19 protein-coding genes are annotated in these 21,831 nt (G+C 69.5%); 11 read left to right on the top strand and 8 right to left on the bottom strand.

The annotated features are described in order from the left end of the window. Positions 1-80: 80 nt before the first annotated feature. Together radA and disA are read left to right on the top strand one after the other, a co-directional pair. Positions 81-1,490: a DNA repair protein RadA gene (radA, locus tag ABKA17_RS17485; protein WP_353692969.1), complete on the top strand. Its 1,410-nt coding sequence runs from the start codon at positions 81-83 to the stop codon at positions 1,488-1,490. Between the two features lie 81 nt (positions 1,491-1,571). Further along, positions 1,572-2,696, top strand: a complete 1,125-nt coding sequence (gene disA, locus ABKA17_RS17480; protein ID WP_353692968.1) for a DNA integrity scanning diadenylate cyclase DisA — start codon at positions 1,572-1,574, stop codon at positions 2,694-2,696. 58 nt (positions 2,697-2,754) lie between these two features. Here the strand turns inward: disA and ABKA17_RS17475 are convergent, their stop codons facing one another. Next, positions 2,755-3,597 carry a hypothetical protein gene (locus ABKA17_RS17475; protein WP_353692967.1) on the bottom strand — a complete coding sequence of 281 codons (843 nt, stop codon included), beginning with the start codon at positions 3,595-3,597 and terminating at the stop codon, positions 2,755-2,757. Between the two features lie 418 nt (positions 3,598-4,015). Between ABKA17_RS17475 and ABKA17_RS17470 the strand changes: the two genes are divergently transcribed. From ABKA17_RS17470 to cseC, 5 genes are all read left to right on the top strand, one after another. Further along, complete coding sequence (locus ABKA17_RS17470; RefSeq protein ID WP_353692966.1) at positions 4,016-4,963, top strand: HhH-GPD family protein; 948 nt, start codon at positions 4,016-4,018, stop codon at positions 4,961-4,963. A gap of 236 nt (positions 4,964-5,199) precedes the next feature. Continuing rightward, positions 5,200-5,742 (top strand): SigE family RNA polymerase sigma factor, encoded by a 543-nt coding sequence (locus tag ABKA17_RS17465; RefSeq protein WP_353692965.1) that lies wholly within the window; start codon positions 5,200-5,202, stop codon positions 5,740-5,742. Further along, on the top strand, positions 5,727-6,455 hold the full coding sequence (locus ABKA17_RS17460) for a hypothetical protein (protein ID WP_502994259.1): 729 nt from the start codon (positions 5,727-5,729) through the stop codon (positions 6,453-6,455). The genes ABKA17_RS17465 and ABKA17_RS17460 overlap by 16 nt, the downstream gene beginning before the upstream one ends. Before the next feature lie 151 nt (positions 6,456-6,606). Continuing rightward, positions 6,607-7,311, top strand: coding sequence for a two-component system response regulator CseB (gene cseB, locus ABKA17_RS17455; protein ID WP_353692964.1), 705 nt, complete (start codon positions 6,607-6,609; stop codon positions 7,309-7,311). Positions 7,312-7,322: 11 nt separating this feature from the next. Next, positions 7,323-8,666, top strand: coding sequence for a two-component system sensor histidine kinase CseC (cseC, locus tag ABKA17_RS17450; RefSeq protein ID WP_353692963.1), 1,344 nt, complete (start codon positions 7,323-7,325; stop codon positions 8,664-8,666). 318 nt (positions 8,667-8,984) lie between these two features. Here the strand turns inward: cseC and ABKA17_RS17445 are convergent, their stop codons facing one another. From ABKA17_RS17445 to ABKA17_RS17435, 3 genes are all read right to left on the bottom strand, one after another. Next, entirely contained in the window at positions 8,985-9,416 is a 432-nt protein-coding gene (locus ABKA17_RS17445; RefSeq protein WP_353692962.1) for a VOC family protein, read from the bottom strand. A gap of 55 nt (positions 9,417-9,471) precedes the next feature. Continuing rightward, positions 9,472-9,891: a helix-turn-helix transcriptional regulator gene (locus ABKA17_RS17440; RefSeq protein ID WP_353692961.1), complete on the bottom strand. Its 420-nt coding sequence runs from the start codon at positions 9,889-9,891 to the stop codon at positions 9,472-9,474. Between the two features lie 103 nt (positions 9,892-9,994). After that, a complete protein-coding gene (locus ABKA17_RS17435) occupies positions 9,995-11,581 on the bottom strand; it encodes an MDR family MFS transporter (RefSeq protein ID WP_353692960.1) in 1,587 nt (528 codons plus the stop codon). Positions 11,582-11,701: 120 nt separating this feature from the next. Between ABKA17_RS17435 and ABKA17_RS17430 the strand changes: the two genes are divergently transcribed. Then, complete coding sequence (locus tag ABKA17_RS17430; protein WP_353692959.1) at positions 11,702-12,301, top strand: TetR/AcrR family transcriptional regulator; 600 nt, start codon at positions 11,702-11,704, stop codon at positions 12,299-12,301. On the opposite strand, the gene ABKA17_RS17425 is transcribed toward ABKA17_RS17430, so the two are convergent. Then, positions 12,298-12,852 (bottom strand): M23 family metallopeptidase, encoded by a 555-nt coding sequence (locus tag ABKA17_RS17425; RefSeq protein WP_353692958.1) that lies wholly within the window; start codon positions 12,850-12,852, stop codon positions 12,298-12,300. The two genes, ABKA17_RS17430 and ABKA17_RS17425, sit on opposite strands and share 4 nt — an antisense overlap. Before the next feature lie 450 nt (positions 12,853-13,302). Here ABKA17_RS17425 and ABKA17_RS17420 point away from each other — a divergent pair, with 450 nt between their 5' ends. Both ABKA17_RS17420 and ABKA17_RS17415 read left to right on the top strand, forming a co-directional pair. Continuing rightward, positions 13,303-13,899 carry an HAD family acid phosphatase gene (locus tag ABKA17_RS17420; RefSeq protein ID WP_353692957.1) on the top strand — a complete coding sequence of 199 codons (597 nt, stop codon included), beginning with the start codon at positions 13,303-13,305 and terminating at the stop codon, positions 13,897-13,899. Between the two features lie 60 nt (positions 13,900-13,959). Beyond that, the gene (locus ABKA17_RS17415; RefSeq protein ID WP_353692956.1) at positions 13,960-16,989 is read left to right on the top strand and encodes an NACHT domain-containing protein; all 3,030 of its coding nucleotides are present in this window, start codon (positions 13,960-13,962) and stop codon (positions 16,987-16,989) included. A 69-nt stretch (positions 16,990-17,058) separates the two neighbouring features. Here the strand turns inward: ABKA17_RS17415 and ABKA17_RS17410 are convergent, their stop codons facing one another. After that, a complete protein-coding gene (locus ABKA17_RS17410; protein ID WP_353692955.1) occupies positions 17,059-19,584 on the bottom strand; it encodes an ATP-dependent Clp protease ATP-binding subunit in 2,526 nt (841 codons plus the stop codon). Between the two features lie 430 nt (positions 19,585-20,014). On the opposite strand from ABKA17_RS17410, the gene ABKA17_RS17405 reads away from it, so the two are divergent. Further along, complete coding sequence (locus tag ABKA17_RS17405) at positions 20,015-20,704, top strand: SCO3374 family protein (RefSeq protein ID WP_353692954.1); 690 nt, start codon at positions 20,015-20,017, stop codon at positions 20,702-20,704. Between the two features lie 9 nt (positions 20,705-20,713). Here ABKA17_RS17405 and ABKA17_RS17400 read toward each other — a convergent pair whose 3' ends face one another. Then, positions 20,714-21,049, bottom strand: coding sequence for an Lsr2 dimerization domain-containing protein (locus tag ABKA17_RS17400; RefSeq protein ID WP_171147385.1), 336 nt, complete (start codon positions 21,047-21,049; stop codon positions 20,714-20,716). 225 nt (positions 21,050-21,274) lie between these two features. Beyond that, complete coding sequence (locus tag ABKA17_RS17395; protein ID WP_353692953.1) at positions 21,275-21,823, bottom strand: amino-acid N-acetyltransferase; 549 nt, start codon at positions 21,821-21,823, stop codon at positions 21,275-21,277. Positions 21,824-21,831 lie beyond the last annotated feature (8 nt).

Genomic DNA, 21,831 nt, shown 5'->3' with positions numbered 1-21,831 from the left:
CTTGACGTCGGTGGCCGGTTAATGTCAGGCGCTCATGGCCGTCGACCGGCATTGTCAGTGTCGCCCGTTACGGTTCGTGCATGGCTGCCCGTACGAAGACCGCCAAGGACCGACCCGCCTTCCGCTGCACGGAGTGCGGCTGGCAGACGGCGAAGTGGCTCGGCCGCTGCCCCGAATGCCAGGCGTGGGGCACGGTCGAGGAGTACGGCGCGCCCGCGGTGCGTACGACGGCCCCGGGCCGCGTCACCACCTCCGCCCTGCCCATCGGCCAGGTCGACGGCCGCCAGGCCACCGCCCGCTCCACCGGCGTGCCCGAACTGGACCGGGTGCTCGGCGGCGGCCTCGTACCCGGCGCGGTGGTGCTGCTCGCGGGCGAGCCCGGCGTCGGCAAGTCCACACTCCTGCTGGACGTGGCGGCCAAGTCGGCGAGCGACGAGCACCGCACGCTGTACGTCACGGGCGAGGAGTCCGCCAGCCAGGTCCGGCTGCGCGCCGACCGCATCAAGGCCCTCGACGACCATCTGTACCTCGCGGCCGAGACCGACCTGGCCGCCGTCCTCGGCCACTTGGACGCGGTGAAGCCGTCCCTGCTGATCCTCGACTCGGTGCAGACGATCGCCTCCCCCGAGATCGACGGCGCCCCCGGCGGCATGGCCCAGGTGCGGGAGGTGGCGGGCGCGCTGATCCGGGCCTCCAAGGACCGCGGCATGTCGACCCTCCTGGTGGGCCATGTCACCAAGGACGGCGCCATCGCGGGCCCGCGCCTGCTGGAGCACCTCGTGGACGTGGTGCTCTCCTTCGAGGGCGACCGGCACGCGCGCCTGCGCCTGGTCCGTGGCGTCAAGAACCGCTACGGGGCGACGGACGAGGTCGGCTGCTTCGAACTGCACGACGAGGGCATTACGGGCCTCACCGACCCAAGTGGACTTTTTCTGACGCGTCGTGACGAACCGGTGCCCGGCACCTGTCTGACGGTCACCCTGGAGGGCCGCCGCCCGCTGGTGGCCGAGGTCCAGGCCCTCACCGTCGACTCCCAGATCCCCTCGCCCCGCCGTACGACGTCCGGTCTGGAGACCTCCCGGGTCTCGATGATGCTCGCCGTCCTGGAGCAGCGAGGCAGGATCAGTGCACTCGGCAAGCGGGACATCTACTCCGCGACGGTCGGCGGAGTGAAGCTCTCCGAGCCGGCCGCGGACCTCGCCATCGCCCTCGCCCTGGCCTCGGCCGCGAGCGACACCCCGCTGCCCAAGAACCTCGTCGCGATCGGCGAAGTAGGCCTTGCGGGCGAGGTCAGACGGGTTACGGGCGTCCAGCGCCGACTGTCCGAGGCACACCGTCTGGGCTTCACCCACGCACTCGTGCCGGGCGACCCGGGCAAGATCCCTCCGGGCATGAAGGTCCTGGAAGTCGCCGACATAGGAGACGCTCTGAGGGTCCTTCCGCGCTCGCGTCGGCGAGAGGCCCCACGGGACGAGGAGGAGCGCCGGTAGACTTTGCCCTGGTCTCGCCCGTCCGTACGAACCGAATGTGCGAAACGGGAGCGCCCAAGACCCCGCGACCGGAGGAGAGCAGTGGCAGCCAACGACCGGGCAGCAGCTCCCGGAAAGTCCGGTGGGAGCTCCGGTGCCGATGGCCTGATGCGCGCCTCACTGAGCGCCGTGGCACCCGGCACGGCCCTGCGCGACGGCCTCGAGCGGATTCTCCGCGGCAACACGGGCGGGCTCATCGTGCTCGGCTTCGACAAGACCGTCGAGCCGATGTGCACGGGCGGTTTCGTCCTGGACGTCGAGTTCACGGCCACCCGCCTGCGTGAGCTGTGCAAGCTCGACGGCGGCATCGTGATCTCCACCGACGGATCGAAGATCCTGCGGGCGGGCGTGCAGCTGGTGCCCGACCCGACCATCCCGACGGAGGAGACGGGCACCCGGCACCGTACGGCGGACCGCGTGAGCAAGCAGGTCGGCTTCCCGGTCGTCTCGGTCTCCCAGTCGATGCGCCTGATCGCCCTGTACGTCGACGGCCAGCGCCGCGTCCTGGAGGACTCGGCGGCGATCCTGTCCCGCGCGAACCAGGCCCTGGCCACCCTGGAGCGGTACAAGCTCCGCCTCGACGAGGTCGCGGGCACGCTGTCCGCGCTGGAGATCGAGGACCTGGTGACGGTCCGGGACGTGTCGGCGGTGGCACAGCGCCTCGAGATGGTCCGCCGTATCGCCACCGAGATCGCGGAGTACGTGGTCGAACTCGGCACGGACGGCCGCCTCCTGGCGCTCCAGCTCGACGAACTGATCGCCGGCGTCGAGCCCGAGCGCGAGCTGGTCGTCCGGGACTACGTCCCCGAACCCACGGCCAAGCGCTCCCGCACGGTGGACGAGGCGCTGTACGAACTGAACGCCCTCACCCACGCCGAGCTCCTCGAACTGTCGACGGTGGCACGGGCGTTGGGCTACACCGGCTCCCCCGAGGCGCTGGACTCGGCGGTCTCTCCGCGGGGCTTCCGTCTGCTGGCGAAGGTCCCCCGTCTCCCCGGCGCGATCATCGACCGCCTGGTGGAGCACTTCGGCGGTCTGCAGAAGCTCCTCGCCGCCAGTGTGGACGACCTTCAGACGGTGGACGGGGTCGGCGAGGCGCGCGCACGGAGCGTACGAGAGGGCCTGTCGCGACTGGCGGAGAGCTCGATCCTGGAACGGTACGTCTGAGCGGGCGGGGTGGAGCGCCCCGAAGGGGGGCGGGGCCGTATCGCTGTGCGGCTCCCCCTCAGTCGCTCTCCAGCACGAACGACGTCTGCACCTTCGCGTACCCCGGCGCCGCCAGCTCCACCAGATACGTCCCGGCCCCGGCCGACCCCGCCGCCGGCGTCGCGCACTCCGGCGCGCTCGGCTTGCGGTCCCACTTCACGGTGTAGGTGATGCTGCTCCCCGCGGCGACCCGGAACACCAGGTTCCCGGCGGTCTTCGGGCAGTCGGCGGAGGACCAGTACTCGTCGTCCTCCGCGGCCTGAGTGACCGTCAACACCGCGCTCTTCGGGCCGAGATCGACCTTGCAGTCGCTCCCGGAGGAGTTCTCCGCGGTCAGCAGGAGCGTCGGCGTCTCGCCGGGGCCGTAGCCGTTGTGCAGGCTGCGCACCGTCAACTTCACGGCACCGGCGGTGCAGTTGGGCAGTGTCGAGCCCGCGGGAACCGTGTCGTCCTTGCCGACCCCGCTGCCGGTGCCACCACCGGCCGCGCCGTCCGACCCGCCCGCACCGGATCCGGAGCTCGACCCGTCATCGGAGCCGGAGCCTGAACCGGACCCGTCGTCGGTGCCCGAGCCGGAGCCGGAACCCGACCCGCTGGAGTCCCCGCCCTCCGTCGACTCGTCGCGCCCGCCCGGCGCTTGACTGATCGCCGGCCCCGAACCGGTCGGTCCCGGCGTGATGGTCGAGGGCGAGGGATTCTTGTCGTTCGTCCCGTCGGCGCCGTTCTTGCCACCACCGCCGCCCGTGGAGACGATCCAGGCGATCAGCAAGGCCAACACGGCCAGCACGGACAGCATGACAGCCCTCCGTCGCCAGTAGATGGAGGAGGGAAGCGGCCCGACCGGATTGCGCAGAGATCCCACGGCGCAAACTGTACGAGAGATCGGCGCCTTCGCCGCCCGTACCCGCCGCCGCGCGCGACAACTTTTCCGGATCATCATTCCGGAGACGGCCCTCGCCGCCCCGCCCTCCGTCGGGCCGGACACCTGAAGATCGCGGACCGTGACGGTTTCCTTCCCGCCACCTACCCTCGGTGACCGCGCACTTGGAGACGCCCCGTTCGCACACGACACCCCTACGTGGGTACAGCGCACGATCAGGACATGGACGAGCGGCGACCCGCCACGACCCACCCCACGCGTTCGCGAACGCGGCCCTTGCACCTCTGGCCACGACCGGGACGGCGGTCCTTCGCACTCCCCGCACACCGCCCCCCGCCGTACCCCTGAGGGGTGGCGCTTCCCCCGCGCCCCCTCTCGCGCATGGCAGGATCGGAAGGCCATGACTGCGCCCACGAAGCCCCCGTACAACAGCCCCTCCGACGCCCCCTCCGGATCCCTCGACGGATCCCCCGGCGGAGAGCACCTCCACGCCCCCGTCATCGACTGGTTCGACGAGCACGCCCGCGATCTGCCGTGGCGGCGCCCGGAGGCCGGTCCCTGGGGGGTGATGGTCAGTGAGTTCATGTTGCAGCAGACGCCGGTCAGCCGGGTCCTGCCGGTGTACGAGCAGTGGCTGGCCCGCTGGCCACGCCCCGCCGACCTCGCGGCCGAGGCCCCCGGCGAGGCCGTGCGCGCGTGGGGCCGGCTCGGCTACCCACGCCGTGCGCTGCGGCTGCACGGGGCGGCCGTGGCGATAACCGAACGGCACGGCGGCGACGTACCGACCGACCACGCCCAGCTGCTGGCGCTGCCCGGCATCGGGGAGTACACGGCCGCGGCGGTCGCCTCCTTCGCGTACGGGCAGCGGCACGCCGTCCTCGACACCAACGTCCGCCGGGTCTTCGCGCGGGCCGTCGCCGGTGTGCAGTACCCGCCGAACGCCACCACCGCCGCCGAACGCAAGCTGGCGCGCGCCCTGTTGCCCGAGGAGGAGTCGACGGCCGCCCGTTGGGCCGCCGCCTCCATGGAGCTCGGCGCGCTGGTGTGCACCGCGAAGAACGAGTCCTGCCACCGCTGCCCGATCGCCGCCCAGTGCGCCTGGCGGCTCGCGGGCAAGCCGGAGCACGACGGTCCGCCGCGGCGCGGACAGACGTACGCCGGGACCGACCGCCAGGTCCGCGGCAAGCTCCTCGCCGTCCTGCGCGAGGCCCACGCGCCCGTGCCGCAGGCCGCGCTCGACCGGGTGTGGCACGAGCCGGTGCAGCGGGCGCGGGCGCTCGACGGACTGGTCGCGGACGGACTGGTCGAGCCCCTTCCCGGTGGTTTGTATCGGCTGCCGTTGACGTAACGACGGCGCATCACACTGCCAAATCACCCTGAACCGGCGCTAATCGGTGCGCCGGTTTACCCCTTTCCTGCTTCCGTTACACAACCGACGGACAGCCGAGTGCTGGCCGCGCGCTGCTCCGCACAGCCCCGTGACAACTGCTCCGTAGCTTCATTGGCGTACCGCAGGACCGCGGCACACAGGCAATGAAAAACCGGCAGCGGGCGGGTCGGAAACGGGGATGGAGGCGGTCGATCATGGCGCAGGGCGAGGTGCTCGAGTTCGAGGAGTACGTGCGTACCCGGCAGGACGCGTTGCTGCGCAGCGCCCGTCGCCTGGTCCCGGACCCGGTCGACGCCCAGGACCTGCTCCAGACGGCGCTGGCCCGGACGTACCACCGCTGGGACGGCATCGCCGACAAGCGGCTCGCGGACGCCTACCTGCGCCGGGTCATGATCAACACCCGGACCGAGTGGTGGCGGGCCCGCAAGCTGGAGGAGGTGCCGACCGAGCAGCTCCCGGACGCCTCGGTGGACGACGCCACCGACCAGCACGCGGACCGCGCCCTGCTGATGGACGTCATGAAGGTGCTCGCCCCGAAGCAGCGCAGTGTCGTCGTGCTGCGACACTGGGAGCAGATGTCCACGGAGGAGACGGCCGCCGCCCTCGGCATGTCGGCCGGAACGGTCAAGAGCACGCTGCACCGGGCCCTCGCCCGGCTCCGTGAGGAGCTGGAGAGCCGCGATCTGGACGCACGCGCGCTGGAGCGTGAGGAGCGGGAGCGTTGCACGGCGGCCTGACCGACGCGCCCTCACGGGGCCGGGGCACCCTACAGGCGGCGATGACGGCGTTGGCCGTACTCGCCGCCCTCGCCCTTTTCGTCTCCGCCTGCGCCACCGGTGGCACCGGGGCCCGTGACGAGGGCCCGGCCTTCGCCGATTCCTCGGCCGGCAGCGACATGGCGGCGGGCACCGCACCCTCCGAGGCCCCCGTCGTCGCTCCTTCGGGCGTGCCCTCCGACACCCGCTCGGCCTCGCTGACCCACGCGGAGGCGGCCAAGCTGGTCCAGGACGACCCGATGGTCTCGGCGGAGGTCAAGGACGACCTCAAGCCCTGCGTCGCGGACGAGTACCCGGTCGACGTGGCCCACGGCGACCTCACCGGAGGTTCCACGGACGACGTCGTGGTCAACGTGCTGACCTGCGGCGACGGCGTCGGTGTCGGCTCGTATGTGTATCGCGAGACGCGTGGTGCGTACGAGAATGTGTTCAGCGCCGAGGAGTCCCCGGTGTACGCGGAGATAGACAGCGGCGGCAATCTGGTCGTGAGCAAACAGGTGTACGAGAAGGGGGACTCGGTGTCGAGCCCGTCCGGCGAGGACGTGATCACCTACCGGTGGACGGCGGGCCGCTTCGTCAAATGGCGGTTCATGCACAACGAGCTCGGCGACCTCGGTCCCGAGCCGTCGGCGGTCCCTTCGCAGGCACCCTCGCCGGTCCCTTCGACGGAGTGAACCGATCGGGGCCCTCGATCCGATCACCTGTCGACAGCAACCTGAGACCCTCATCGGCAACCCGAGACCCCACAGCGACAACCCGAGACCCCTCATCGGCACCGACCCGATATCCGTAACCGACAGCGACACGAGGACAGAGAGCAGCGGGATGGCAGACCAGACCCACGTTCTGTTCGTCGAGGACGACGACGTCATCCGCGAGGCCACCCAGCTCGCCCTGGAGCGGGACGGCTTCGCGGTCACCGCCATGCCCGACGGACTGTCGGGCCTGGAGGCGTTCCGCGCGAACCGCCCCGACATCGCCCTGCTGGACGTCATGGTCCCCGGGCTGGACGGCGTCAGCCTGTGCCGGCGCATCCGGGACGAGTCGACCGTGCCGGTGATCATGCTGTCGGCGCGCGCGGACTCCATCGACGTGGTGCTGGGCCTGGAGGCGGGCGCCGACGACTACGTCACCAAGCCGTTCGACGGTGCCGTGCTGGTCGCCCGTATCCGCGCGGTACTGCGCCGCTTCGGGCACGCGGGCGGCGGCGACCGGGGCGAGGACTCCGCCGCGGCGACCGACGGCGGCGTGCTGACCTTCGGCGAGCTGGAGATCGACACCGAGGGCATGGAGGTGCGCCGGGCCGGGGAGCCGGTGGCGCTCACCCCGACCGAGATGCGGCTGCTCCTGGAGTTCTCCTCCGCGCCGGGCACCGTCCTGTCCCGCGACAAGCTCCTGGAGCGGGTGTGGGACTACGGCTGGGGCGGTGACACCCGGGTCGTCGACGTCCATGTGCAGCGACTGCGCACCAAGATCGGCCAGGACCGGATCGAGACGGTCCGCGGTTTCGGCTACAAGTTGAAAGCCTGAGCGGGGCGGACATGCGGGGGACACTGCGGCGCCTGGTCCCGGCGCGACTGGAGCGTACGGGCCTTCGTACGGGCATCAGGTGGAAGCTCAGCGCGGCCATCGCGCTGGTCGGCGCGCTGGTCGCGATCGCGCTGAGCCTGGTCGTGCACAACGCGGCCCGGGTCTCGATGCTGGACAACGCCCGCGACCTCGCGGACGAGCGCATCCAGATCGCCCAGAACAACTACGAGAAGACCGGGCGGGCGAACTTCCCCGGCGTCAAGAAGGGCGACTCGGCGCTGCCGCCGCCACTGCGGGACATGGTCGAGCAGGGGCGCCGGGCGACGTACGTCACGGAAGGGCCGCGCGGTGTGCCGGACATCTGGGCCGCCGTGCCGGTGTCCGACGGAAAGGTCCTGTCCCTGCACACCGGGTTCACCGACCGCAGCACCGACATCCTCAAGGACCTCGACCAGGCGCTGGTCATCGGCTCCATCGCGGTCGTCCTGGGCGGCAGCGCGCTCGGCGTGCTCATCGGCGGCCGGCTGTCGAGCCGGCTGCGCAAGGCCGCGGCCGCCGCCAACGAGGTGGCCGGCGGTCAGACCGATGTGCGGGTGCGGGACGCGATCGGCGGGGTCGTACGGGACGAGACCGACGACCTCGCGAGCGCCGTGGACGCCATGCGGGACGCGTTGGAGCAGCGTCTGGAGGCGGAGCGGCGGGTCACCGCGGACATCGCGCACGAGCTGCGGACGCCGGTGACGGGGCTGCTGACCGCGGCCGAGCTGCTGCCGCCGGGCCGGCCGACCGAGCTGGTCCTGGACCGGGCGAAGGCCATGCGCACGCTCGTCGAGGACGTCCTGGAGGTGGCCCGTCTCGACAGCGCGTCCGAGCGGGCGGAGCTCCAGGACATCCTGCTCGGCGAGTTCATCTCCCGGCGGGTGGCGGCGAAGGACCCGGAGATCGCGGTCCGGGTGGTGCACGAGTCGATGGTCACGACCGACCCGCGGCGCCTGGAGCGGGTGCTGTTCAACCTGCTCGCCAACGCCGCCCGGCACGGCAAGCCGCCCATCGAGGTCACCGTCGAGGGCCGCGTCATCCGGGTCCGTGACCATGGCCCCGGGTTCCCCGAGGACCTGCTCGCCGAGGGACCGAGCCGCTTCCGCACCGGCAGCAGCGACCGGGCGGGCCACGGCCACGGGCTCGGCCTGACCATCGCGGCCGGCCAGGCGAGAGTGCTGGGCGCACGCCTCACCTTCCGCAACATCCGCCCCGCGGGCGCCCCCGACGGCATACCGGCGGAGGGCGCGGTAGCCGTGCTGTGGCTACCGGAACACGCACCGACGAACACGGGAAGCTACCCGATGATGCCGTAGCCGTTTCCGACGGGGCGGCGGACGCTGCGGCGCCGTTCCCGACGGGGCGACGGTTGCCGCGGCGCCGTTCCCGACGCGGCAGCCGATGCCGCAGCTGTTTCCGACGGGGGCGGCCGAAGTCCCGGCCCGTAGCCGTTGCCTACGGATGCGACCGACGCCGTGGCCGTTCCCGACGGAGGCGGCCGGGCCGTAGCCGTGCTGCCGGGGCACCGAAGCCGTAGCCGTGCCGTTCCCCACGGAGGCGATGCCGTGGCCGTCCCCGCCGCGGCAGCCGAAGCCGTAGCCCTCCCCGCCGCGGCAACCGAATACATCCGCCGTTCAGAACGGCTTCGAGAAGTCCAGCTCCTCGCTCCGTTCGGTCAGCGAGTACCAGTTGCCGTTGTCGTCACGGAAGATCGCCTCGACGCCGTACGGCCGCTCCTTCGGCTCCTGGATGAACTCCACCCCGCGGGCCCGGAAGGTCTCGTAGTCCCCCCGGCAGTCATCGGTACGGAAGGCCCCCGCCCCGATGACGCCCTTTCCCACCAGCTTCTTCAGCGCCTCGGACGACTCGGGGTCGAGCCCGGGCCCGTCCAGGCTCATCAGCGCCAGCTCCACACCCGGCTGGTCCTTGGCGCCGACGGTGACCCAGCGCATGTCGCCCATGGAGATGTCGTCCCGCACCTCGAAGTCGAGTTTCTCGGTGAAGAAGGCCTTGGTGCGCTGCTGGTCGAAGGTCCATACCGTGGTGATGCCCAGGCCCTTGATCATGGCTCTGCTCTCCTGTCGTCGGGGGCTCGCAACGCCACGGTAGGCAGGGCCGGCGTCAGGGCGCTTCTTCGGAGTTGCGGTCCTTGCGCGGGAAGCCGCCGGCCCAGAAGAGCGCGTAGCACCCGGGGATCAGCGAGGCCCCGCGCCCCACATGCTTCGCCCGGTACTCGCTCGGCGTCAGCCCGGTCCGTGTCTTGAAGCGGGCGGAGAAGGTGCCGAGGCTGCTGAACCCCACCAGATGGCAGATCTCGGTCACCGACAGGTCGGCGCCGCGCAGATACTCCTCGGCCCGCTCGATGCGCCGGTGGGTCAGATACTGGCCGGGCGTCTCGCCGTAGGTCTCCTTGAAGGCCCGCAGGAAGTGGTAGCGCGAGTACCCGGCGTGCGCGGCCACCGCCCCCAGGTCGAGCTCCGGGTCGGCCCAGTCACGGTCCATGGCGTCCTTGGCCAGGCGCAGCTGCCGGGTCCTGTCCATGGGACCGATGGTGACACGCGGCACCGACAGGAGGTACGGCGAAGGCCCTCCGGGGCGGACACCGCCGGAGGGCCTTCGGTTCGTTCGAGAAGGGCGGGTGGGGTCAGACGGCCTCGGCGACCGCCATCGGGGCCGAGGCCTGCTCCGCCGCCTTCTCCTCGTCGGTCTTCGGCCCCGCCCCCTTGAGCGGAACCTCCTTCACGAACACCGCCGCGACCAGCGCCAGCACCGCCACGACGGCTCCCAGCAGGAACGCGGAGTGGGTGCCGGCCGACACCGCGTGCTGGTACGCCTCGCGGGCGGCCTCCGGCAGCTTCGCCAGGCTCGCCGCGTCCAGCTGCGCGGACTGCTCGGTCACCTTGGACCCGATCGCCCCGGCCCGCTCGGTCATGACGTCCTGGACCCGGCTGTTGAACAGCGCGCCCATGATCGCGACACCGAAGGAGGAGCCGAGGGTGCGGAAGAGGGTCGTGGACGAGGACGCGACGCCCATGTCCTTCATCTCGACGCTGTTCTGCGCGACCAACATGGTGATCTGCATCAGGCAGCCCATGCCGAGCCCGACGACGGCCATGAAGACACCGGAGGTGACGCGCGAGGTGCCGGTGTCCATCGTCGACAGCAGGTACAGCCCGACGATCATGAGGGCGCTGCCGAGGACGGGGAAGACGTAGTACCGGCCGGTGTTGGTGGTCACCCGTCCCGCCACCATCGAGGTCACGAGCATCGCGCCGAGCATCGGCAGGAGCAGCAGCCCGGAGTTGGTCGCGGACGCGCCCTGCACGGACTGCTGGTACAGCGGCAGGAACAGTGTCGCGCCGAACATCACGAACCCGGTGATGAAGCCGATGAGGGACATCAGCGTGAAGTTGCGGCTGCGGAAGATGTGCAGCGGCACCACCGGCTCGGCGGCCTTGGTCTGCCAGAACACGAACCCGATCAGCGCGGCCACGCCGATGCCGATGAGCTCCATGATCCGCGCGGAGGTCCAGGCGTACTCGGTACCGCCCCACGTGGTGACCAGGACGATCGCGGTGATGCCGACGGTCAGCAGCCCGGCGCCGAGGTAGTCGATGCGTGCCTTGGCCCGCTTCTTCGGCAGGTGCAGCACGGCGCTGATCGCGGCGAGCGCGACGACACCGAGCGGCAGGTTGATGTAGAAGGCCCAGCGCCAGCCCCAGTGGTCGGTGATGGTGCCGCCGACCAGCGGTCCGCCGATCATCGCGAGCGCCATGACGCCGGCCATCATGCCCTGGTACTTGCCGCGCTCCCGCGGCGGGATGAGGTCGCCGATGATCGCCATGACGCCGACCATCAGACCACCGGCGCCGAGTCCCTGCACGGCCCGGAACCCGATGAGCTGCGCCATGTCCTGGGCCATGCCGCTCAGTGCCGACCCGATGAGGAAGAGCACGATCGACGACATGAAGACGCCCTTGCGCCCGTACATGTCACCGAGCTTCCCCCACAGCGGGGTGGAGGCCGCGGTGGCCAGCGTGTACGCCGTCACGACCCACGAGAGGTGTTCGAGCCCGCCCAGCTCGCCCACGATCGTCGGCATCGCGGTGCCGATGATCATGTTGTCGAGCATCGCCAGCATCATCGTGATCATCAGGGCGAGCAGGACGACCCGCACGCTCCTGGGTTGCTTGTCGGCCTCCGGTACGGCCGCTGCCTGCGTGTCCGCCATGATTCCCACTCCCCCAGCCACTTACTTGCCGCCCGGCAAGTTAACTACACTGGGGAAGGTAGCCCCGTAACTAGCCGGGCGTCAAGTAAGTTTTATTCAAAGCCAAGGGCTTCACGGAGGATGGGCGGCACCATGGACGGCACCAAGCAGCGACGGCGCGGGAACACCCGCCAGCGCATCCAGGACGTGGCCCTCGACCTCTTCGCCGAGCAGGGCTACGAGAAGACGTCTTTGCGCGAGATCGCCGAGGCGCTGGACGTGACCAAGGCGGCGCTCTACTACCACTTCAAGACCAAGGAAGAGATCCTGGTCAGCATCTTCGACGATCTGACCCAGCCCATCCTCGACCTGATCGAGTGGGGCCGCCGCCAGCCCCACACGCTGGAGACGAAGCAGGAGATCGTACGGCGCTACAGCGACATCCTCGCCGACGCCGCCCCCCTGTTCCGCTTCATGCAGGAGAACCAGGCGACGGTTCGGGAGCTCCGGGTCGGCGAGACCTTCAAGGAGCGCATGCAGGGCCTGCGGGACATCATGATCGACCCAGCGGCGCGGATGGTCGACCAGGTCCGCTACACCAGCGCGATCTTCACCCTGCACGCCGGGATGTTCCTCCTCCAGGACCTCCCCGGCGAGGCCGAGGACAAGCGCAAGGCGGCCCTGGAAGTGGCGTTGGACCTGGTGGCGCAGGCCCACCGGGGAGCGACCGGCACCGCTTAGACGGTCACGCCCTTGGAGCGCAGGAAGGCGACCGGGTCGATGGCGGACCCGTAGTTGGCGGTCGTACGGATCTCGAAGTGCAGGTGCGGACCGCTGGAGTTGCCGGTGTTGCCGGACAGGGCGATGCGCTGACCGGTCTTGACGACCTGGCCGACCTTCACGTCGATGCGCGAGAGGTGGGCGTACTGCGAGTAGGTCTTGCCGCCGTGCTTGATGACGATGGCATTGCCGTACGCCGACCCGTCACCGGCACCGTTGCCGCCGGCCTTGACGACGGTTCCGCCGTGCGCGGCGAAGACCTTGGTGCCGCTGGACACGGCGAAGTCCTGACCGCTGTGGGTGGACTGCCACATGGCACCGGCCTGCGCGAAGCTCGCGCTGAGCTTGTACTTCTTCACCGGGTCGATCCAGGAGGCGGCGCCGCTCGTGCCGGCGGCGGCCGCGACTCCGGTCCCCAGCACGGCCGAGACCCCCAGGCCGGCGGCCACCACGGCCACACGGGAGCGGAGCAGGGACGTACGGGAAGAGCGGGACGGGACGCGCTGGGACATCGGAACCTCATGGGGACGGGGACATCGAAAACCACCCGGCGCACAGACGGCTGCCGGATGGGGCATCCCTTGGTAACCCCGAGCGCCCGAAAGCCCCAAACCACCTATCTACGACGGAAGCTAGTACTTCATCGGAAAACTTCCCGGTTCTTGACAGAGGCCCCATCTGGAATGAATCAACCCAAGACGGCAGAACCGGCTCCGAGATTGCGTGAGAAACGTCCCTTTTGCCCGGGTAGCACTTTCCACTATTAGCCCTAGTAACGGACAAATCGCCTGTGCGTCATGTCACCGGCGCCCAGGATCTCCGCATCCCCGATTCCGAATTCATGTGACGCACACCTCTTGGCACTTACCCCCCAGTAACCCTACGGTTCCCCTCGCGCCACCCACGCCAACGAGCATGCACCCGACAACGGCAGTGTTAATGACGTGAGAGGACCCCCACCCATGACGAACCGACGCCCCTTGGTGCGCCGCCTCGCCGTCACCGCCGTATCCACGGCGGCCCTCGTGTCACTGGCCGCCCCGGCCGACGCCGCGACCACCGAAGACGTCGACTACACCACCTGGCAGCAGGACTGCCAGGCGGTGATGAACCAGGCGCTGCCGTACCTGAAGCAGCGGATCGCCGCGGCCAAGCCGGGCGAGAAGCAGGCCATCGTCCTCGACATCGACAACACCACCCTGGAGACCGACTTCGGCTTCGCCTATCCCCAGCCGGCCAACCAGCCGGTCCTGGACGTGGCCGAGTACGCCCAGGACCACGGCGTATCCCTGTTCTTCGTCACGGCCCGCCCGGGCATCATCTACTCGTTCACCGACTACAACCTCGAGCACGTCGGCTACGAGGTCTCCGGCCTCTACGTCCGCAGCTTCGTCGACCTCTTCAAGGACGTCGCCGCCTACAAGACGGCCCAGCGCGTCGCCATCGAGAACAAGGGCTACACGATCATCGCGAACATCGGCAACAGCGCCACCGACCTGTCGGGCGGCCACGCCGAGAAGACGTACAAGCTGCCGGACTACGACGGCCAGCTGTCCTGATTCTCCCCCTCAACTCCGGGTAGCCTCACCCTCGTTCGCGCGATCACGGGGGTGGGGCGGATGGATCCGGCGGTACTCGGCAGCAAGCTCGCGTCCGGCCTGGTGGCCTCCCTCGTACGGAAACTCTTCGTGCCGGACGCCCCGGGAGCGGGCCTGGTCGACAAGCCCGTACGTCTGACCGCCCTGGTCTCCTTCCGGGGCGAGAAGCGCACGCTGGGCGAGAAGGAGGTCCGCGCGCTGGCCCGACGGCTGGTCGGCGCGGCGACGGACTCCCCGGGCGAACCGCCCTTCCCGGCCGACGAGGAACCCTCGGTCGTCGACGCCCTGACCGCCCGCCTCCTCGCCCTCGGCGACCTCGACATGGACGACGTCCAAGCCGTACGCCTGGGCCATCGCGACCTCGCCCGGGAACTCCGCGACCAGGCACCCCCACCCGTCGGCCTCTCCACCGACGCCGGCTATTTCCTCGACTCCGCCACCGAGTGGGCCTGCCTCCACATCCTGGACTTCTTCACCCGCCGGTCCACGTTCGTGGCGCGGACGCTCGTCGAACAGACCCGCCGCCAGACCGAACTGATCGCGAAGATCGACGAGTTGACGGCCCGCACGCCCCGCCCCGGCGCCCCGGACCGCACCTTCGAACGCCGCTACCTCACACACATCGCCGGCCACCACAACCACATCACCATCTACGGCATCGACCTGCGCGACTCCCCCGACCGCTGGCCTCTCGAAGTGGCGTATCTGAGCCTGGAGGCGACGACAGCCGATGAGCGAGCCCTGCCGGAGGAACGCCCCGGCGGCCCGGTGACCGTCCAACTCCCCGCCGAGGACGCTCTGCTGACCCACGACAGGGTCCTGCTGCGCGGCGACGCGGGCTCGGGCAAGACGACGCTGGTGCAGTGGCTGGCGGTGACGGCGGCACGTGAGGGGGCCCGCATTCCGTACGTCCTCCCGCTGCGCACACTGGTCCGCGCCGGTGCCCTGCCCGCACCCGCGGACTTCCTGAAGGCGGTGAGCTGCCCGCTCAGCCCGCCGGAGGGCTGGGCGGAACGCGTTCTGGCAGCCGGCCGGGGCCTGGTCCTCGTCGACGGCCTGGACGAGATCCCGTCGGCCGACCGCAACCGCACCCGCGACTGGCTCCAGTCCCTCATCCAGGCCTTCCCGGGCAACCACTGGCTCCTCACCTCCCGCCCCACCGCGGTACGCGCGGACTGGCTGGCCTCCGAGGGGTTCCGCGAACTGTCCCTGGCCCCGATGCGCCGCACCGAGGTGACCACGTTCGTACGACGCTGGCACACGGCGGCGCAGGCACCGGAGTTCGAGAGCCCGCTCCTGGACTCCCTCCGCACCAAACGCGACCTCGCCCGCCTCGCCACCAACCCCCTCATGTGCGGCCTGATCTGCGCCCTGCACCGGGAACGCCGCGGCTACCTCCCCACGGGCCGCAAGGAGTTGTACGACGCGGCCCTGACGATGCTGCTCTCCCGACGGGACCGGGAGCGCGGCATGGGCACCTTCGACGGGACGGAGCTCGGCGAGGAGGCCCAGCTGGAGGTGCTCCAGCGCTTGGCCTACGCGCTGGTCCTGAGCGGCCGCACGGAGATGGACGTCGAGACGGCCGAGGGGATCGTGGAGCGATGCCTGCCGTCGATCGCGGTGCCGGGGGACGCGGGGGCGGTACTGCGGACCCTGCTCCTGCGCAGCGGCCTGCTGCGCCAACCGGCCGAGGCCGTCGTGGACTTCGTCCACCGTACGTTTCAGGACTACCTGGGGGCGCGGTACGCGGTGGAGGAGGGCCACCTGGACGTCCTGCTCAGCCATGCGGACGACACCCAGTGGGAGGACGTGATCCGGCTGTCGGTGGCGCATGCGCGGCCGCGGGAACGGGCCTTCCTGCTACGGCAGTTGCTGTCCCGCGGGACTTCCCGACTGACCCTGCTGGCACTGGCCTGCCTTGAGCATGCGACAGCCCTGGCTCCGGATGTGCGACTGGAGGTCGACTCGCAGGCGGTCGAGCTGATCCCACCGTGGTCGACGGAGGACGCGAAGACACTGGCGGCGGCGGGCGGCCCGCTGGTCCTGGAGTTGTTGCCGGGTCCGGCGGATCTCACCCCCGAACAGGCCAGGAACGTCGTCGTCACCGCTTCGGTTCTCGGCCGGGACGAGCCTGAGGGAGCGTTGGCGGTGCTGCGCCGGTTCCGGGACCACCGCGACCTCGACGTGCGGCGCCAGCTCGTGGGGACCTGGCATCGGTTCGACACCGTGGAATACGCCACTGAGGTCCTGGACCATCTGGATCGGACGGACCTCTTCCTCAACTGCGAGTCGGCCGAGGAGCGCGCGGCCATCGCCACCATGCGCCCTTGGCACGGCCTGTCCTTTCGGGGCCCCCACCGGATCGAGCAGTTGTCGGCCGCTGTGCCGCGTCCGGAGGCCGTGACGGGTATCGAGCTGCAGAACAATCCCCACCTCGTCGATGCGGGTGTCCTGCTGCCGTTCCGCTCCCTACGCGAGGTGTGGCTCACGGAGTGCCCGGCCACGCGGCTGGACCGGCTCTCCGAGCTGCCACTCGTCCGTCTCAGCTGCAATCAGGTCGCCGACGTCGCCGGGCTCCGCTCGCTCCGGTCCCTCCGCCGCCTCTCCCTGACACAGGAGCTGCCCGGCATCGATCTCACCGAGAGCCTGCCGGTCGACGCACCGCTGGAGACTCTCTTCCTGGGCAGGAACACCACCGACACCACAGGTCTGCGCGGACTGCAGCACTGGTCCGGCCTCCGCTCGCTCAGCCTCGGCTCCCTGACCGCTGAACTGACGGACACGGACTGGATGGCGGTCACCGAATTGCCCGAGCTGCACCGACTCCATCTGAACGCGGCGCTTGTCCGGGACTTTCCTCACTCGTTCGCGATCATGCCCGAACTACCCGGCATCGAGACCCTGCGAATCACCTGGATATACGGCGACGAGGACCTGTCCGCCCTGGCGCCCCGCCTACCAGGCCTGCGCACGGTGACCCTCCAGGTCGACCCCAGAGAGTCCTCCCGTTTCGCCGCGTTCTTCCCGGGCGCCGAGATCGAGCTGAACTGAACACCAAAAAGGGACCGCCCCAGAACCGAAGTCCCAGGGCGGCCCCTCTTCCGCGCAATCCCCGAAGGGCTACGCGTCCTTGCTCAGATTCGGCCCCGCTCCACCGGCCGCCTGCTCGATCGGCGGGACGTCCGGCAGAGCCGACTTCTCCTCGCCGCGGAAGGTGAAGGTCTGGGTCTCGCCCTCGCCCTCCGTGTCGACGACCACGATGTGACCGGGACGCAGCTCGCCGAAGAGGATCTTCTCCGACAGCGTGTCCTCGACCTCGCGCTGGATGGTGCGACGCAGCGGACGCGCACCCAGCACCGGGTCGTAACCCTTCTTGGACAGCAGCTCCTTGGCGGACTGGGAGAGCTCGATGCCCATGTCCCGGTCCTTGAGGCGCTCGTCGACCTTGCCCACCATCAGGTCGACGATCTTGAGGATGTCGTCCTGGGTCAGCTGCGGGAAGACGACCACGTCGTCGACGCGGTTGAGGAACTCGGGCCGGAAGTGCTGCTTGAGCTCGTCCGAGACCTTGTTCTTCATGCGCTCGTAGTTGGTCTTCTTGTCACCCGAGGCCGCGAAGCCCAGGTTGAAGCCCTTGGAGATGTCCCGGGTGCCGAGGTTGGTCGTCATGATGATGACCGTGTTCTTGAAGTCCACGACCCGGCCCTGGGAGTCGGTCAGACGACCGTCCTCCAGGATCTGCAGCAGCGAGTTGAAGATGTCCGGGTGGGCCTTCTCGACCTCGTCGAAGAGGACGACGGAGAACGGCTTGCGGCGGACCTTCTCGGTCAGCTGGCCGCCCTCTTCGTAGCCCACGTATCCGGGAGGCGAACCGAAGAGACGCGAGACCGTGTGCTTCTCGCTGAACTCCGACATGTCGAGGGAGATCAGCGCGTCCTCGTCGCCGAAGAGGAACTCCGCCAGAGCCTTGGAGAGTTCCGTCTTACCGACACCGGACGGGCCGGCGAAGATGAACGAACCACCGGGACGCTTCGGGTCCTTCAGACCCGCGCGCGTACGACGGATCGCCTTCGACAGCGCCTTGACGGCGTCGACCTGGCCGATGACCCGCTTGTGGAGCTCGTCCTCCATGCGCAGCAGACGCGAGGACTCCTCCTCGGTCAGCTTGAAGACCGGGATGCCGGTGGCGGTCGCGAGGACCTCGGCGATCAGCTCGCCGTCGACCTCGGCGACGACGTCCATGTCGCCGGCCTTCCACTCCTTCTCCCGCTTGGCCTTCGCGGCGAGGAGCTGCTTCTCCTTGTCGCGCAGGGACGCGGCCTTCTCGAAGTCCTGCGAGTCGATCGCGGACTCCTTGTCCCGGCGGACGTCGGCGATCTTCTCGTCGAACTCGCGGAGGTCCGGCGGAGCCGTCATCCGGCGGATGCGCATCCGGGAACCCGCCTCGTCGATCAGGTCGATCGCCTTGTCGGGCAGGAAGCGGTCCGAGATGTAACGGTCGGCCAGCGTCGCGGCCTGGACCAGTGCCTCGTCCGTGATGGAGACACGGTGGTGAGCCTCGTACCGGTCACGCAGACCCTTGAGGATCTCGATCGTGTGCGGCAGGGACGGCTCGGCGACCTGGATGGGCTGGAAGCGGCGCTCGAGGGCCGCGTCCTTCTCCAGGTGCTTGCGGTACTCGTCCAGCGTGGTGGCACCGATGGTCTGGAGCTCACCGCGGGCCAGCATCGGCTTCAGGATCGAAGCGGCGTCGATGGCGCCCTCGGCGGCACCCGCACCGACCAGCGTGTGCAGCTCGTCGATGAACAGGATGATGTCGCCGCGGGTGCGGATCTCCTTGAGCACCTTCTTCAGGCGCTCCTCGAAGTCACCGCGGTAGCGGGAGCCGGCGACCAGCGCGCCGAGGTCGAGGGTGTAGAGGTGCTTGTCCTTGAGGGTCTCGGGCACCTCGCCCTTGACGATGGCCTGGGCGAGACCTTCGACGACGGCGGTCTTGCCGACGCCGGGCTCACCGATCAGGACCGGGTTGTTCTTGGTACGGCGGGACAGCACCTGCATGACCCGCTCGATCTCCTTCTCGCGCCCGATGACCGGGTCGAGCTTGGACTCACGAGCGGCCTGGGTGAGGTTCCGGCCGAACTGGTCGAGGACCAGGGACGTCGAGGGGGTGCCCTCGGCAGGCCCGCCGGCGGTGGCGGTCTCCTTGCCCTGGTAGCCGGAGAGCAGCTGGATGACCTGCTGCCGCACCCGGTTGAGATCGGCACCGAGCTTGACCAGGACCTGGGCGGCGACGCCCTCGCCCTCACGGATCAGGCCGAGCAGGATGTGCTCCGTGCCGATGTAGTTGTGGCCGAGCTGAAGGGCCTCGCGGAGCGACAGCTCCAGGACCTTCTTGGCACGGGGGGTGAAGGGGATGTGCCCGGACGGGGCCTGCTGGCCCTGGCCGATGATCTCCTCCACCTGCTGGCGGACCGCCTCGAGCGAAATCCCGAGGCTCTCAAGGGCCTTGGCGGCGACACCCTCACCCTCGTGGATCAGGCCCAGGAGGATGTGCTCGGTGCCGATGTAGTTGTGGTTGAGCATCCGGGCTTCTTCCTGAGCCAGGACGACAACCCGCCGCGCGCGGTCGGTGAACCTCTCGAACATCGTTAATCGCTCCTCAGAGCGGTCAGGCAGTGGGGGGAACTTCCCCTCCCTGTCCTTCCGCAGCTTAGTCCCGCAAGCGGGGACCGCTCATTCCAACTGCCGACACCGTCGATGGCCTCCTGACCCCGAACGCCGACATCTGCTCCAACCTGATGGTGCGAGACGATGTTCCCGCAGGCCAGGCAGTTACCCCTACCTCCAGTACGCCGATGGCGAACGTGAGACGTCCTGTCCTGCGTGTCGCCCCCTCCCACTAGGGATGTCTTACCCGCTGGGACTGACACTCCATGCCGCGCGCACCGGTTCCCTCCGCTACGGGCGAACAACCTTGCGCCTCGCCACACCCCCGAACGCCCCCTCTTCCAGCACTCTGCGCAATCATGGGAACACCCAGCGTAACTCGGGCGCCCTTTCGGCGGTTGCACTTGGCATGGTTGGCACAGTCCCCCCGGTCACCACGGTCCCCTTCCCCCGCCGGCCGCTCGAATCGAGCGATCAGGTCCGCCGGTGGTACGAGAACGAACTGGGGTGGCCGACGGTGCCCGCAGGCCCAGGATCTCCCCTACGGCTTTGCGTCGGCCCGTGCTACGACGTCCTGGACGTGCCGCTGGAGGCGGGCGGGGCCGGGCTGCGCCACCTGGCGCCGGGCTCTCCGGTGGCGGTACAGGGCGACCGGATGCGGCTGCTGCTGGCGGCGGGCAGCGCGGAGGAGGTGCCCGGAGTGCTGGACTGGCTGGAGTGGGGCGCGCTGGCGCTCGATCTGCGGACGCTCGGCGAGGGCGGGCTCATGGACGCGCCGCCGCCCCCCGGCCCGGGGGCGCCCACCGACGTCGTACGACGTGCTCTCCTGCCCGGGGCGACCGGCGCGCGAGGTCTCGCCGAGCCGGGTCCTACCGGATCGCGACCGACTCTTGCGGGTCGCTCCGGTGCGCCTCGGGGGGCCGCCGTCTGGCTGCGACCCCCCGTGCCGGGGCGCGAGACCGAGGTCTCGCTGCCGACGCTGTCGGCCTTGGGGGGCGGTGGGGACGCCCCCGATCTCGTAAGGCTGCTGGACACGGTGGCGACGTGGTGTCACCGCCTGCGGTTGCGCGCGTGCGCTCAGCCGCCCGTCTGTCCATAAGGGTCGCGCTCAGGCGTTGGCCTTCTCGTAAGCCTCGCGAATGGACGCGGGAACACGGCCGCGGTCATTGACCTCGAGACCGTTCTCCTTCGCCCACGCGCGGATCTGCGCGGTGTCCTGGCTGCCGCCGGAAGTGGCGCGCGCCTTTCCGCGACCGCCCGCAGCGCGGCCTCCGGTACGACGACCGCCCTTCACGTAAGGGTCGAGAAGGCCACGGAGCTTGTCCGCATTGGCAGTCGTGAGATCGATCTCGTACGTCTTGCCGTCCAGCGCGAACGTCACGGTCTCGTCCGCCTCGCCGCCGTCGAGGTCGTCGACAAGAAGGACCTGAACCTTCTGTGCCACCGGATTTCCTTTCATCGATAACTGAAGGGACTGGGGTCTGCGGCGTCCGCCGTTTCGCCGCCCCCTGTTATATGCAGTACTGCGTTACGTCGGAAAGCAAACCGCTTTTGATGGAAAAACACAAACCCCTGGGAGAGACAGACCGACCGTCTCCGGTCCGGAAACATGCGCGTTTCGGACATAGGGAACCTGGGCAGGGCCGTCCTGTGGAATAGGGCATGACGATCACAGATGCAGAAGCATCCGGCTGTTGCCCAAGGTGTTCGGTTTCACTCGTTCGAGACCGAGGAACTCCGCGACACCCTCGTCATAGGAACGCAGTAGCTCCGCGTAGACATCGGTGTCAACAGGAGTCTCGCCGATCTCGACGAAGCCGTGCTTGCTGAAGAAGTCCACTTCGAAGGTCAGACAGAAAACCTTCCGAACACCGAGCCAACGCGCGGTGTGCAGCAACTTCTCCAGCACCCGATGACCGACACCGGCGCCCTTCAGACCCTGCTTCACGGCGAGAGTGCGCACTTCGGCGAGGTCTTCCCACATCACATGCAGTGCGCCGCAGCCGACGACCTCGCCGTTGTCGTCGCGTTCGGCGACCCAGAACTCCTGGATGTCCTCGTAAAGCGTCACGGTGGCTTTGTCGAGCAGGATGCGAGCGCGGACGTACTCGTCGAGGAGACTGCGCACGGCCGGGACATCGCTGGTGCGGGCCCGCCGGACCGTGATGGCTTTTGCGCTGACTTCGGGACGCTGAGCGGACGAGCTCTCTGCTGACATGTGCGGAC

Origin of the sequence: Streptomyces sp. RG80 (assembly GCF_040446465.1) — a bacterium.
In the GTDB taxonomy this organism is placed as follows: Bacteria; Actinomycetota; Actinomycetes; order Streptomycetales; family Streptomycetaceae; genus Streptomyces.
The sequence above is the reverse complement of the archived record's forward strand: the minus strand, read 5'-3'. Positions and strand labels throughout refer to the sequence as shown.

Bases quoted from the DNA above. Each gene is read 5' to 3' on its own strand.
- radA (WP_353692969.1), top strand. From the start codon at position 81: ATGGCTGCCCGTACGAAGACCGCCAAGGACCGACCCGCCTTCCGCTGC.
- ABKA17_RS17470 (WP_353692966.1), top strand. From the start codon at position 4,016: ATGACTGCGCCCACGAAGCCCCCGTACAACAGCCCCTCCGACGCCCCC.
- ABKA17_RS17465 (WP_353692965.1), top strand. From the start codon at position 5,200: ATGGCGCAGGGCGAGGTGCTCGAGTTCGAGGAGTACGTGCGTACCCGG.
- cseB (WP_353692964.1), top strand. From the start codon at position 6,607: ATGGCAGACCAGACCCACGTTCTGTTCGTCGAGGACGACGACGTCATC.
- cseC (WP_353692963.1), top strand. From the start codon at position 7,323: ATGCGGGGGACACTGCGGCGCCTGGTCCCGGCGCGACTGGAGCGTACG.
- ABKA17_RS17445 (WP_353692962.1), bottom strand. From the start codon at position 9,416: ATGATCAAGGGCCTGGGCATCACCACGGTATGGACCTTCGACCAGCAG.
- ABKA17_RS17440 (WP_353692961.1), bottom strand. From the start codon at position 9,891: ATGGACAGGACCCGGCAGCTGCGCCTGGCCAAGGACGCCATGGACCGT.
- ABKA17_RS17435 (WP_353692960.1), bottom strand. From the start codon at position 11,581: ATGGCGGACACGCAGGCAGCGGCCGTACCGGAGGCCGACAAGCAACCC.
- ABKA17_RS17430 (WP_353692959.1), top strand. From the start codon at position 11,702: ATGGGCGGCACCATGGACGGCACCAAGCAGCGACGGCGCGGGAACACC.
- ABKA17_RS17425 (WP_353692958.1), bottom strand. From the start codon at position 12,852: ATGTCCCAGCGCGTCCCGTCCCGCTCTTCCCGTACGTCCCTGCTCCGC.
- ABKA17_RS17420 (WP_353692957.1), top strand. From the start codon at position 13,303: ATGACGAACCGACGCCCCTTGGTGCGCCGCCTCGCCGTCACCGCCGTA.
- ABKA17_RS17415 (WP_353692956.1), top strand. From the start codon at position 13,960: ATGGATCCGGCGGTACTCGGCAGCAAGCTCGCGTCCGGCCTGGTGGCC.
- ABKA17_RS17410 (WP_353692955.1), bottom strand. From the start codon at position 19,584: ATGTTCGAGAGGTTCACCGACCGCGCGCGGCGGGTTGTCGTCCTGGCT.
- ABKA17_RS17405 (WP_353692954.1), top strand. From the start codon at position 20,015: ATGGTTGGCACAGTCCCCCCGGTCACCACGGTCCCCTTCCCCCGCCGG.
- ABKA17_RS17395 (WP_353692953.1), bottom strand. From the start codon at position 21,823: ATGTCAGCAGAGAGCTCGTCCGCTCAGCGTCCCGAAGTCAGCGCAAAA.